The sequence below is a fragment of the Methylophaga sp. OBS4 genome (assembly GCF_026319305.1).
Classification (GTDB): domain Bacteria; phylum Pseudomonadota; class Gammaproteobacteria; order Nitrosococcales; family Methylophagaceae; genus Methylophaga.
The window spans coordinates 1-13,406 of the sequence record NZ_JAPDMV010000027.1 but is presented as its reverse complement, the minus strand read 5'-3'; the positions used below and the strand labels follow the sequence as shown (position 1 = coordinate 13,406).

12 protein-coding genes are annotated in these 13,406 nt (G+C 50.2%); 4 read left to right on the top strand and 8 right to left on the bottom strand.

Features of this window, described 5'->3' with window-relative positions; translation table 11 throughout:
• Positions 1 to 5: 5 nt before the first annotated feature.
• From serC to OMP95_RS09440, 3 genes are all read right to left on the bottom strand, one after another.
• Positions 6 to 1,085: a 3-phosphoserine/phosphohydroxythreonine transaminase gene (gene serC, locus OMP95_RS09450; RefSeq protein WP_266328170.1), complete on the bottom strand. Its 1,080-nt coding sequence runs from the start codon at positions 1,083 to 1,085 to the stop codon at positions 6 to 8.
• A gap of 2 nt (positions 1,086 to 1,087) precedes the next feature.
• A complete protein-coding gene (gene gyrA / locus OMP95_RS09445) occupies positions 1,088 to 3,673 on the bottom strand; it encodes a DNA gyrase subunit A (protein ID WP_266328168.1) in 2,586 nt (861 codons plus the stop codon).
• A gap of 97 nt (positions 3,674 to 3,770) precedes the next feature.
• Positions 3,771 to 4,406 carry an ABC-type transport auxiliary lipoprotein family protein gene (locus OMP95_RS09440; RefSeq protein WP_266328166.1) on the bottom strand — a complete coding sequence of 212 codons (636 nt, stop codon included), beginning with the start codon at positions 4,404 to 4,406 and terminating at the stop codon, positions 3,771 to 3,773.
• 114 nt (positions 4,407 to 4,520) lie between these two features.
• On the opposite strand from OMP95_RS09440, the gene OMP95_RS09435 reads away from it, so the two are divergent.
• The 4 genes from OMP95_RS09435 (at position 4,521) to OMP95_RS09420 (ending at position 8,704) form a co-directional block, all read left to right on the top strand.
• Entirely contained in the window at positions 4,521 to 5,036 is a 516-nt protein-coding gene (locus OMP95_RS09435; protein ID WP_416234645.1) for an adenine phosphoribosyltransferase, read from the top strand.
• Between the two features lie 6 nt (positions 5,037 to 5,042).
• Positions 5,043 to 5,885 (top strand): flagellar protein MotY, encoded by an 843-nt coding sequence (locus OMP95_RS09430; RefSeq protein ID WP_266328164.1) that lies wholly within the window; start codon positions 5,043 to 5,045, stop codon positions 5,883 to 5,885.
• A gap of 68 nt (positions 5,886 to 5,953) precedes the next feature.
• Positions 5,954 to 7,840, top strand: coding sequence for a cation:proton antiporter (locus OMP95_RS09425; RefSeq protein ID WP_266328162.1), 1,887 nt, complete (start codon positions 5,954 to 5,956; stop codon positions 7,838 to 7,840).
• Positions 7,841 to 7,966: 126 nt separating this feature from the next.
• Positions 7,967 to 8,704 carry a hypothetical protein gene (locus OMP95_RS09420; RefSeq protein WP_266328160.1) on the top strand — a complete coding sequence of 246 codons (738 nt, stop codon included), beginning with the start codon at positions 7,967 to 7,969 and terminating at the stop codon, positions 8,702 to 8,704.
• A 72-nt stretch (positions 8,705 to 8,776) separates the two neighbouring features.
• Here OMP95_RS09420 and thiE read toward each other — a convergent pair whose 3' ends face one another.
• From thiE to thiC, 5 genes are all read right to left on the bottom strand, one after another.
• Positions 8,777 to 10,216, bottom strand: a complete 1,440-nt coding sequence (gene thiE / locus OMP95_RS09415) for a thiamine phosphate synthase (protein WP_266328158.1) — start codon at positions 10,214 to 10,216, stop codon at positions 8,777 to 8,779.
• Positions 10,209 to 11,006 (bottom strand): thiazole synthase, encoded by a 798-nt coding sequence (locus OMP95_RS09410; protein WP_266328156.1) that lies wholly within the window; start codon positions 11,004 to 11,006, stop codon positions 10,209 to 10,211. The genes thiE and OMP95_RS09410 overlap by 8 nt, the downstream gene beginning before the upstream one ends.
• A gap of 1 nt (position 11,007) precedes the next feature.
• Positions 11,008 to 11,226 carry a sulfur carrier protein ThiS gene (thiS, locus tag OMP95_RS09405; RefSeq protein WP_266328154.1) on the bottom strand — a complete coding sequence of 73 codons (219 nt, stop codon included), beginning with the start codon at positions 11,224 to 11,226 and terminating at the stop codon, positions 11,008 to 11,010.
• Positions 11,216 to 12,295 (bottom strand): FAD-dependent oxidoreductase, encoded by a 1,080-nt coding sequence (locus OMP95_RS09400; RefSeq protein WP_266328152.1) that lies wholly within the window; start codon positions 12,293 to 12,295, stop codon positions 11,216 to 11,218. Before OMP95_RS09400 ends, thiS begins: the two co-directional genes overlap by 11 nt.
• An 11-nt stretch (positions 12,296 to 12,306) precedes the next feature.
• On the bottom strand, positions 12,307 to 13,406 hold a 1,100-nt coding region (thiC, locus tag OMP95_RS09395), incomplete at its 5' end, for a phosphomethylpyrimidine synthase ThiC (protein WP_266328150.1).

The following is a 13,406-nucleotide window of genomic DNA, read 5'->3' as shown; positions in this document are numbered from 1 at the left end:
GCGGTTTACCCGTATTGACGCTCGAATTCAGCCATAAAAGCAATCAGTTTATCAACACCTGCCACAGGCATGGCGTTATAAATACTGGCACGCATACCACCGATATCACGATGGCCTTTCAATGTCAGCAGATTCTGCGCCGCCGCCTGCTGCAGAAATATCTGGTCCAGTTTGTCATCTGCCAGCGTAAAAGGCACATTCATCCACGAACGATAGCGTTTATCGATCGGGTTGTGGTAGAAGGGACTGTCATCAATCGCTTGATATAATTTATCAGCTTTACGTTTGTTTATTTCAGCCATTCTTTCCAGTCCACCCTGCTGTTTCAACCAAGCAAACACCAATCCGGCCAGATACCAGCTGTAGGTAGCCGGTGTGTTATACATGGACGCGTTATCAGCATGAATCTGATAATCAAACATAGTCGGCGTGCCGGGCAACACCTGCCCTATCAAATCACGACGGATAATGACAATACATAAACCGGCGGGGCCGATATTTTTCTGTGCGCCGGCGTAAATCACGCCAAAACGGCTGACATCGATCGGTCGTGACAAAATCGTGGATGACATATCCGCCACCAGTGGCACATTCCCGACCTCGGGAATATCAGCAAACTCAAGACCATGAATGGTTTCGTTAGGCGTGTAATGCACATAAGCCGCATCAGCGGATAATTGCCAGCTGTCCCGTTCGGGGATGGTAGTAAAAAGTGAATCAGTAGCGTCAGCCACGATATTGACATCACAATAGCGGCGGGCTTCAGCAATGGCTTTGCCTGACCAGGCACCGGTATTGAAATAATCCGCAGCCGTTTTACCCCGCAGCAGATTCATCGGAATCATCGAGAACTGGCTGGACGCCCCGCCCTGCAAAAACAAAACGGCATAGTCGTCCGGGATCGCCAGCAACTCACGCAGATCAGCTTCGGCCTTTTCCGCAATAGAAGTGTATTCAATACCCCGGTGACTCATTTCCATCACCGACATACCCGAACCATGCCAGTCGAGCATTTCCTGTTGGGCCTGTTTCATTACGGCATCCGGCAACATGGCCGGGCCGGCACTAAAGTTATATGCTCTCAAAGTTACGCTTCTGTCGTTGTATCGCTGTCAACAACCGGTAGTTCCGCATCCTCTTCATCTTCTTCTTCGATGACACGTTCCACACCCACCAATTTTTCATCATTGCTCAGGTTGATTAATTTCACGCCCTGGGTATTACGACCGACCAGAGATACATGTTTTACCGGGGTGCGCACCAGCGTGCCGCCGTTGGTAATCAGCATGATTTGATCTTCATCACAAACCTGTACCGCCCCTACAACATTGCCGTTACGGGCTGAAGTCTGGATGGAAATAATACCCTGGCCACCACGTCCCTGAACACGGTATTCGGCCAGATTAGTACGTTTACCGAAACCAAACTCAGTGGCCGTCAGAATCGCCCCTTCTTCCTGAGCAATAATCAGCGAAATGATTCTTTCTTTATCAGCAAGGCGCATGCCTCTGACACCGCGTGAAACACGGCCCATGGAGCGCACATCAGTCTCAGGGAAACGAATGACCTTACCATTGGAACTGAACAACATGACATCCGAATACCCATCAGTCACCGCAACACCGACCAGTTGATCGCCTTCTTTCAGATCTACCGCGATAATGCCGTTAGCACGTGGTCGTGAATAATCAACCAGCGGCGTTTTTTTCACGGTGCCGGAAGCGGTGGCCATAAAGATAAACTTGTCAGCCTCAAACTCACGGATCGGCATCACCGCATTAATCTTCTCGCCTTCATCCAGCGGCAGCAGATTTACAATCGGTTTGCCACGGGCGGTGCGTCCGCCTTGCGGCAATTCATAGACTTTTTTCCAGTAAACCTTACCGGCACTGGAGAAACACAATAAGGTATCGTGGGTATTGGCGATAAACAGATGTTCGATAAAGTCTTCATCTTTCATCGAAGTAGCTGCTTTCCCTTTACCACCACGCCGTTGTGCCTGATAGGTATCCAACTGCTGGGTTTTAGCATAACCGGCATGCGACAGGGTCACGACCATTTCTTCTTCAGTAATCAGATCTTCCAGCGTCAAATCCAGATGATTAGTGAGAATTTCCGTGCGGCGGTCATCGCCGTATTCGGTTTTGATAGCGACCAGTTCATCACGAATGACCGCCATCAAATTGTCCGGATCACTCAAAATCGCCAGCAATTCACCGATCAGATCCAGAACTTCACGGTATTCCTGCAGAATTTTATCCTGTTCCAGACCGGTAAGGCGGTGCAGACGCATATCCAGAATCGCCTGCGCCTGAACAGGAGAAAGATAATAGAGATTATTAACCAGCCCCAGTTCAGCCGCCAGGCCTTCCGGACGCGAGGCTTCCGCGCCGGCTTCACCGAGCATATCCAGAATCATATCTGAGGCCCAGCCACGGGACAAAAGGCCTTCTTTCGCTTCGGCAGGGTTCGGCGACGCTTTGATCAGCTCAATCACTTCATCGATATTAGCCAGTGCAGTCGCCAGACCTTCCAGGATATGAGCGCGGTCACGCGCTTTACGTAAATCATAGATGGAACGGCGTGTGACTACTTCACGGCGGTGACGGATAAAGGCCGCCAGAATATCTTTCAGGTTCAAAGTCCGCGGCTGACCATCGACAATGGCAACCATATTAATACCGAATACGGTCTGCATCTGGGTTTGCTGATACAGATTATTCAGCACTACTTCCGGTACTTCACCGCGCTTAAGCACAACTACCATACGCATGCCGTCTTTATCAGACTCGTCACGCAGGGCAGAAATACCGTCCATTTTCTTTTCTTTGACCAGTTCGGCAATTTTTTCCAGCAGTCTTGCCTTATTGACCTGATAAGGCAGTTCTTTAACTACGATGCTTTGCTGACCGGTGGCCTCGTTGGTTTCAATATCGGCCAGCGCGCGGATATGAACACGGCCGCGTCCGGTCTGATAGGCTTCGGCAATACCACGGGCGCCGTTGATAATAGCCGCGGTCGGGAAGTCAGGGCCGGGAATATGCTGCATCAGTTCAGTAGTACCGATCTCGGGATTATCGATCATGGCAACACAGGCGTTCAGCACTTCGGTCAGGTTGTGTGGCGGGATATTGGTCGCCATACCCACCGCAATACCGGATGAACCGTTGACCAGCAAGGCTGGGATTTTAGCGGGCAGAACCGATGGTTCGCTTTCTGATTCATCGTAATTGGGATTGAAATCGACCGTTTCTTTTTCCAGATCGGCGAGCATTTCATGGGCGATTTTCGCCATCCGAACTTCGGTGTAACGCATCGCAGCAGGCGGATCACCATCCACGGAACCGAAGTTACCCTGACCATCCACCAGCATGTAACGCATCGAGAATGGCTGCGCCATACGCACCATAGTGTCGTAAACCGCAGTATCACCGTGGGGATGGTATTTACCGATGACGTCACCGACGATACGGGCCGATTTTTTGTAAGGGCCGTTCCAGTTGTTACCCAGTTCCCGCATCGCGTAAAGCACGCGGCGGTGGACTGGCTTCAGACCATCACGTACATCAGGCAGCGCTCGACCTACGATAACGCTCATGGCGTAATCCAGGTACGATTTCTTCATTTCAGTTTCGATACCTATCGAATCCAGTTCTAAGGCGATTTCACTCATCTATAAGATCATCCAAATAACGCACAGGGTAAACTTTTCCAGCAAAGCATTAATCCTACCACTAACGGCGATTTCCTGCACGCTAAACGTGGTCATGCTACCTAGCATCAAGTTTTGCAAAATATCCGCTTAAATCCTGCTCCAAAGTCGCCAGAAGCTCTTCGAGCCCCTGTTTCCACCCTGTTACCACTGTGCCGGGCGTGGTTTTTTCAATATCGACATCGACTCTCAGACCAGTCTGAAACAGCATGTTTTTGTCATCCGCGGCTGAACTCATAAAGAACTGCATTTCCACAACAGCCTGTGGCGAATAGGCCTGACGTTTTTCACCATACAAAGCGGTTACCGCCGATTCGAGCACATAATCAGCCTTGATCGATTCATCAATCACGACCTGGCTGAATAAACCGGTTTTCTGGAGCCAGCGACGCAGCTGAGCGGTAAACATATCTTCCGGTTCCGAAAACAGTTCGTGCGGCGGTTGCGATTGATATTCGCTCTCCCCCACCCGGAACACGATGGTCTTGTTCTCAAAATGCGGAACGACGCGCACCGGCTTCAACAGCAAGACCCGGTCACGGGCAAACTCATTGGCGACATTACCGCGATCAACATCGATCACATAATAATGAGGCGTATCATCTTCGCCGCCGCCCCAACTGAAACAGGCCGTCAGCGCCAGGCAACACATCACAATAAAACTTGATTTGATAAAGGTGGCTATGGTGTTCAAAACATCTCCTTCCGGTTAGGACCTGTTAGCATTAATTCTTAGATGGCATTAAAAACCTGGTCGTCGCTGCCGATATAATAGCTGGCGACTCAATTCACGCTCAATGAGATTTATATGCAAAGCCTCAAAGCCAAAATACGCGATATTCCTGATTTTCCTCAGCCGGGGATCCTGTTCAAAGATATCACACCGCTGGTGCTGGATCCGGCCAGTCTCAGACGCTGCATTAACCAGCTGATCGCGCCTTATAAAAATACCCGAATTACCGCCGTGGCCGGTATGGAAGCCCGCGGATTTATTTTCGGTTCATTAGCTGCCTGGGAATTGAACGTGGGGTTCATCCCGTTACGCAAACCCGGTAAATTGCCGTATGACGTTCAAAAGGTCGATTATGCACTGGAATATGGTAATGCTTCACTGGAAGCGCATATCGATGCCATTGAGCCCGGCGACAAGATTTTGCTGATAGACGATGTTCTGGCTACGGGAGGCACCGCCCGCGCCAGCTGCGATCTGGTAGAAAAACTGGGTGGCGAGGTAGTGGCTTGTGCGTTTGTCATGGAGCTTTCTCCACTCAAAGGCCGCGATCAACTTAGCCGTTTTCCTGTTCATTCATTAATAACTTACTGAACTCACATGCTGCTATCGACCCTGCTCACCGTTTTCCTCTCCACCCCCGTTTTTGCCGAGCAGTTTCAGGCACCGGTGACCGATACCCGCTGGCAAATCATCGAGTCCCCTCTTGAATGTTCACTGATGCAACCTATTCCTGGTTTCGGCGAAGCGGGGTTTTACCGTAGAAACGGCGGTCCTTTGATGCTGACATTTTCAACATTCAGTCAACCTGCCGAGCAAACCCATGTGCAATTTGAAATTGCGGCGGCTCCCTGGCAAAACAGTGAAGCACACACCTCTTTAACCTCAATTTCCACCCAAAAAGGTCAGAAAAAATTCACTATCGATGGTTTGTATGCACAACAAGCTCTGACACATTTGCAGGAAGGACGATTTCCCGTCATACGTTATCGCCCACAAACCTCGATGTCCGAGATCAGTGTCATGCTGTCTACCATACATTTATCCGACTCGCTGCCTGCTTTTCAGCAATGTCTGAGCAATCTGTATCCCGACACTTTTAACGAGGTGCAATACCTGACGGTTTATTTCGATCTGGAAAAATCCGAGATCGATGCTGCCGCCCAAAAAGCGCTGACCCGGCTGGCAAACTATGTCAAGGTCGATGACAGCATTCAGGAAATTCGCGTTACCAGCCACACTGACAATCATGGCCGCCTCCGGCTTAACGAACCGTTGTCGGATGCCCGCGCCATGGCGATCAAGGACTTTCTTGTTCAATGTGAAGTGCCGGAACAGCTGATCAATACCCAATCTTTTGTCGATCGTAAACCGATTGTCAGCAATAAAACGCAAATGGGCCGTGCCCAAAACCGTCGTGCGGAAATTACCCTTATTCGCTAGACTTATGCTTCGTTGAGACGGCAAAATTGTCATGTCGTTCTGATGCCGCTTAATCAATAAGGACTTTCATGCATCAAGAAGCTGTTATCGCCCTTTCCGTTATCGGCCTGGTCGCCATTTTCTGTCAGTGGTTTGCCTGGTGGATCAAACTCCCCGCCATCGTCCTGTTACTGCTTGCCGGCATCATACTCGGCCCTTTGACCGGTTGGCTTGACCCGGAAGCCCTGTTTGGCGATTTGTTATTTCCCTTGGTCTCGCTCTCTGTCGCAGTCATTCTGTTTGAAGGCAGCCTGACACTCAAATTCGAAGAAATTCGGGGTCTGCAGAAAGTCGTGCGTAATATCCTGACGTTCGGTGTCGCCATTACCTGGTTTGCCATCACCATCGCCACCCACTATCTGCTCGACTTCTCATGGGGTTTGTCACTGTTGTTCGGGGCCATCATGGTCGTGACCGGCCCGACCGTCATCGTACCGATGCTCAGGACAGTGCGGCCCAATGCCAAAATCTCCAACGTGCTTCGCTGGGAAGGCATTGTGATCGACCCGCTCGGCGCCATTCTGGCAGTACTGGTATTCGAAGTATTACTGTCGATTCAACTGCAAGGTCATGCCTCTGTCAGCCATACCGTTTATATGTTCGGCAAGACCATCGTGATCGGGCTGGTTACCGGTGCCATCGCAGGTTATCTGTTTGGCCTTATTCTGCGTAAGCACCTGCTACCTGAATACCTGCACAATGTGGCGACACTGGCTTTGGTGTTTGGCACTTTTGCTTTGTCCAATGAACTTTCGGAAGAATCCGGCCTGCTGACTGTGACTGTACTCGGTATCTGGCTGGCTAACATGCCGAATGTATCGGTCGAGAACATTCTCGATTTCAAGGAAGACCTGAGTATTCTATTGATCTCCGGCTTGTTTATTCTGCTTGCGGCACGGCTCGATTTCGCCCTGTTTCAGCAGTTGGGTATGGGGGCCGTGCTGCTGTTTCTGTTTATCCAGTTTATTGCCCGCCCAACCAAGGTTTTTCTGTCTACCATCGGCTCGGATCTGAGCTGGCAGGAAAAAACCATGATCAGCTGGATAGGTCCGCGCGGTATTGTTGCAGCGGCGGTCAGCGCACTGTTTGCATTGCGGCTGCAGGATATCGGCATGGAAAATGCCGAACTGCTGGTGCCACTGGCTTTTGCGATTATTATCGGCACTGTGCTGGTAGAGGGATCAACGGCCAAGTTCCTGGCCAAGCGGCTGGGCGTGGCCGAACCGGATGACAGCGGTTTTCTGATCATCGGCGCAAACTCGGTGGCACGCGTGATTGCGCGGGCACTCAATGAAAACGGTTTCCGCACCCGCCTTACCGATGGCATCTGGCCCAATGTCAAAGCAGCCCGTATGGAAGGTCTCGATACCTATTATGGCAATGCGGTATCCGAACATGCCGACCGCCATCTTGATCTGATTGGTCTGGGACAAGTGCTCGCCCTCACCCCGCAGAGTGAACTGAACGTGTTAGCCGGTTTGCGTTATAAATCAGAGTTTGGACGTAACCATGTTTACTTTTTGTCCACGGATAAGGAAAAAGATAAGGAGCGCAGTGACGTCAAATCACGCAAGGCCATCCGTCATGACTCTCATGTCCTGTTCGGCAACGAGATCACCTACGCCAAACTGGCCAGCCTGATAGCACATGGCGCTAAGATCAAACAAACCAAGCTCACCGAAAATTTTGGATTTGAAGCTTACCTGCAACAACATGGCCGTCGTGTCACCCCCTTGTTTGCATTTAATCCCCGCAAACGGCTGCGTTTCTTTACCGCTGCCGAAACACTGCAACCGGAGACAGGCTGGACCATCGTATCGTTAGTTCAGGAAGACAGCGACACCAAATCAGCCGAAACCACCTCCAATAATACAGCTGAGGCAAACGGGCTGTCTGACAGCCGGCTTCCCGGCTAAGTCGTTAAAATATTCAACTTTTGCCCATCCCCTGACGATAACAGTATTGCAACAACAAACGAGAAACTATCTCATCAACGTAACGACTTCTAAGTAGCCGTAACAGGTTAAAGATATAAAACAGCCATGGCCGAAACAGACTCAAAAGCGGAAGAAAACAACGAAGGCGGTGAAAAGAAAAAACTGAGCCTTTCCACACCGGTGCTTATCGCAATAGCCGGCGGTTTGCTCGTGGTGATTATCGCCCTGGCCGCTGTGCTTTTCTTTTTCCGTTCATCTGATACCCCTGCGGCAGAAGATCAAGTTGCGGTCGAGCAGCTGGAAAATATCGCTGACAGCCAGGCTGTTGAAGCTCCTGCTCAAGGCAGCGAGCAACAACAGGATGAGAGTAATAATCTGCCCCTTGCTGTTCAGGATGAAACTAACCAGAGTGATACTGAAGACACACAAGCCCCCCTTGTCACCATGCCGACAACCTCTGCAACGAATGCCGTGGTTGCCGCTGCGGCATCCCAAATACCAACCCAGACGCTGTCAACAGCAAGCCGCGCCTTACCCGATGCAAACGGTACACAGACACCATCTGAACAGGTAGCGGTTTCAGCCGATAGTGCAGTAGCAAGCGCCGAGCAAATTGCTGCCGGCTTCGTCACCATGCAACAGCAGTTGTCGGCCTTGCAGGAAGAAAACCAAACCCTCAGGCAACAAATACAAGAATTGACCGCCGAACTCAAATACAAGGATGACATTATTCATCGCAGGCAAGTCATGAAAAACTTGGCCGATGCCAGGAGCAAGCAAAAGTTCGAGCCCAAACTTGATATCAAACTCGAACCCAAATGGGGAAATTCCGAACAGCGTTAGCTGGACTAGCCCACATCAGCCTCGCCACTTTTGGGTGTCGGTAGATGGGCTTGTGAATTATTTGCGAATCAGCTAACGCCAGCACGCCAGAAGAGAACGGATCGCCTGCTGATAATCGTTTGCCCGGGTAATAGCCGTAATCATCGCCACCGAGCCGACACCGGTGTCTTTGAGCTGCTCGACCCGTTCCAGATCGATGCCGCCAATGGCTACCAGCGGATAATGTGAATCCAGCAGCCTTACCCATTGGTGCAAACGATCAATACCCTGAGGTGAAAACGGCATCTGCTTGCTGGTTGTTTCAAAAATCGGTCCCAGGGCGATATAACTCGGATTAACAGCCAGCGCTCTGGCCAACTCCCAGTAGGAATGCGTTGATACCCCCAATCTCAGTCCCGCTTCGGCAATAGCCTGCAGATTAGCATCGTGCAGATCTTCCTGTCCGAGGTGCACACCATAAGCCTGATGTTCGATCGCCTGTTGCCAGTGGTCGTTAACAAAGAAACTGACTTGTTTATCTTTGAGATAATTGACTGTTTCACTGATTTCAGCTTCTATTTTGTCCGCCGGCTGATCCTTGATTCTTAATTGAATGGTAGTGATATCCAGATCGACCAGTTTTTGTACCCAGTCACTGCTGTCGACAACGGGATAAATCCCCAATCGCTGCGGACAAGATGGAAACTGAAACGACTGCCCTATCAACTCGGCCTGATAACAAAGCTTAGGTAAATCTCTTAACTCCAGCGCTTCGCGGCTGTGGTCTATCACACGGTAAGGCCCGGCCTTCTGTGCATTGCGTATGCCCCGTGATACATAAGCTTTTGCCAGCACCACCGCATCACGCAGATCCTGACCACAAGCCAGATGACTGGCAATCGCAGCAGCCAATACACAGCCCGTGCCGCGAACCTGAGCATCAAATTTACGTTGGTAGCAATAAAAGGCAGCTTGCCTGGAAACAAAATAATCGCTGGCATAATTGCTGTCAGCATGCCCACCTTTCACCAGACAGGCATTAAGGCCTAACTGTTCAAGTTGTGCCGCGGCCTGTTGCAATGACCCGGCCACACCGGTCAGTAAATTCAGCTCCGGCAGATTGGGTGTCAGTAAGGTAATGTGCTCCAGCAAGTCCAGACAGACAAACGCCTGCACCGAACCTGATACCCGTTCACCGCCACTGCTGCTGGCCAATACCGGGTCCATAACAACAGGCACATCATGTTGCTGCAGAATCTGTTTAATACAGCGGGCAATCTCCAGGTTTGGTACCAGCCCAATCTTGATCGCCTTGATATCAAAATCAACTACGCAGTTTTGGTACTGAGCCATAAACTGGGTGGGATGGACCGCACCCATTTCAGTTAAGCCAGTCGAAGTTTGCTGCGTCATCGCTGTAATCAGCGGTAAAGCATGACAGTTATGATGATTAACCGCCTCAATATCGGCAGTGATCCCGGCACAACCCTGGGGATCAAGGCCGCCGATCAATAAAACTGCCGGTTTAACCATGCTGCTGCCAGATAGGTTGATCCAGGGTCGGTGTGCTCGGTTTAGCATTATCACGCTTGGGCATTACGCCTGCTTCATACGCCAGTCGGCCGGCATTAATCGCCTGGGCAAAAGCATGAGCCATCTTTTCCGGTTCCAGTGCTTCTGCCACAGCGGTATTCAATAAAATACCATCATATCCAAGCTCTATAGCCTGCACCGCATCAGAAGGTTTACCGATACCGGCATCGATCAGCAACGCAATATCGGGCAAACGCTTACGTAATGTTTCCAGAGCATAAGGATTGAGCAGCCCTTGCCCTGTACCAATCGGTGCCCCCCAGGGCATCAGTACTTCACAACCCAGCTCCGCCAGTTTCTGACACAACACCAGATCATCAGTGCAGTATGGGAATACCTTAAAACCATCTTCGATCAGAATTTTGGTCGCTTCCACCAGCGCAAACGGATCCGGTTGCAGGTTGTAGCTGTCACCTAGCACTTCCAGTTTGATCCAGTCTGTCTGGAACAACTCTCTTGCCATGTGAGCTGTTTGAACTGCCTCTTTGACGCTGTAGCAACCCGCAGTGTTAGGCAACAAGTGACGATCCAACTCCTCAATCATCCGCCAAAACTGCTCACCACTTTTTGACTGAGTGGGTGTTTGTCGACGCAAAGACACAGTAATAACTTCTGCTTTGGAGGCACGAATCGCATCCATCATGACTTGCGGAGACGGATATAAAGCCGTACCAATAAACAGTCGGCTTGAAAGTTTCTGGCCATATACTTGCCAATTAGATGCTTGCATTTTAACCTCCACTTATGGGTGAGATAATATTGAGTTGGTCACCCGGATTAATTTCCCGCTCAGGCCAATGAGACTTGGGCACAACTTCATCATTGATCACCACAACAAAACGACTGTTACCAATGTTTTGTTGTTGTAGAAAGGCGGCAATCGTTTGATTATTGTCAATCGCAACAGATTCGCCGTTAAACTGAATCAATTGCTGCTGCTCAGACTTCATATAAATCCCCGAAATGAACTTGTTGTTTATTGCCTGCCAGCAGAGTAAGCAAATCATCAACCAAGGCTGGCCCGAACAGGTAGCCATGGCGATATAAGCCGTTGATGTGATATCCCCAATCCGTCTGCTTGATAGTCGGTAGATTATTGGGCAAGCCGGGACGACAATGAACCGACATTTCCAGAATCCGTGCTTCGGCGAAGCCTTTATGCAGGCTATATAAAGCTGACATCAATTCCAGACCACTACGCAAGCTGACCGGTGACATATCATCGCTTTCAATCATTGTCGCCCCGAGTATATATTCATGATCAGGCCGGGGAGCGATATAAAAGGGATAACGTGGATGCATTAAGCGAACGGTATGTTTGAGATTAACCTCTGGTGCATGCACTCGTATCACTTCACCACGGACACTTCGCAGTTGTTTCAAATCAGCGCGTGCGCCATTACCGCGACAATCAATCACAGCATCAAAATAATCTGCCGATTTGCCAAAATATTGTTGGCATAAACTGTCGATGCTCTTCTTAGTAAGCTGTTCAATCGCTTCACATTGATACCATTCACAGTTTTTTTCCAATAAAGCGGTGACGTGGCGATAGAACTGTCTGTTATTCAGACTAGCCTCCTGCTCGAACAAGATTGCCTGGTCAAAGGTCTCTGCAAGTTCAGGCTCCTGCTGTGATAATTCACCATGGTCCAAAGCAATATATTCAGAAGCACCGAGTACGTGATCAGCTCTTCGCCGGAAGCGTGACATTTCAGCCTGGTCTCCCGCATAAGCAACCACTAATGTACCCGTTTCCTGGTAGTACACCGGTTCAGGCAAATCATCCAACCACTGCGGCCATAACTCGTATGACCGCATCCCAATTGTTTTCACCAAAGCTTCAGAACCGACCGCTTCGGTCGAAGGTGAAACCATACCAGCAGCTACATAACCGGCACTATCACGCCCTTCACGATCATCCTTGGATAGAATTGCTACTTCATGGCCGTCTTGAAGTAAGCGCCAGGCTGTCAGCCGCCCGACCAGACCACTCCCAATTACCAGGTAATGACTCATTTCTTACTTCCTCAAACTTGGTGATAAATTTTGCTGCCACCTGCTTTGAACTCAGCCGATTTTTCTGCGAAGGCTTCTTTCACATCATGTGAAATACGCATGGAGCAGAATTTCGGACCGCACATAGAGCAGAAGTGGGCCACTTTCGCGCTCGGTTTCGGCAGGGTTTCATCATGGAATTCACGGGCGGTATCCGGATCCAGTCCCAGATTGAACTGATCTTCCCAACGGAACTCGAAACGCGCTTTGGAAATCGCATCATCGCGCATCTGGGCACCGGGGTGCCCTTTCGCCAAATCAGCCGCGTGGGCCGCGATCTTGTAGGTAATAATGCCGACCTTAACATCGTCTTTATTAGGCAGCCCCAGATGCTCTTTAGGCGTTACATAACAGAGCATGGCGGTGCCAAACCAACCGATCATCGCCGCACCGATACCGGAAGTAATATGGTCATAACCCGGCGCAATATCAGTGACCAGTGGGCCAAGTGTGTAGAACGGCGCTTCTTTGCACACTTCCAGTTGCAGATCCATATTCTCTTTAATCTTGTGCATCGGTACATGGCCCGGGCCTTCAATCATCACCTGTACATCATGTTTCCAGGCAATATCTGTCAGCTCACCCAAAGTCCGCAGTTCGGCAAACTGGGCTTCATCATTGGCATCTGCCTGAGAACCCGGACGCAGACCATCCCCCAATGAGAATGACACGTCATAGGCTTTCATGATTTCGCAGATGTCTTCGAAATGCGTGTAAAGGAAGCTTTCTTCATGATGCGCCAGACACCAGGCCGCCATAATCGAACCGCCACGCGACACGATACCGGTAGTACGATTTACGGTCAGCGGGATATGCGCCAGACGCACACCGGCATGGATAGTGAAGTAATCAACACCCTGCTCGGCTTGTTCAATCAAGGTGTCACGGAACACTTCCCAAGTCAGATCTTCGGCCACCCCGTTCACTTTTTCCAAAGCCTGATACAAAGGTACGGTACCGATTGGTACCGGTGAGTTGCGGATAATCCATTCGCGGGTCTGGTGGATATGTTTACCGGTGGACAAATCCATCACCGTATCACCGCCCCAACGGGTACTCCACACCATCTTCT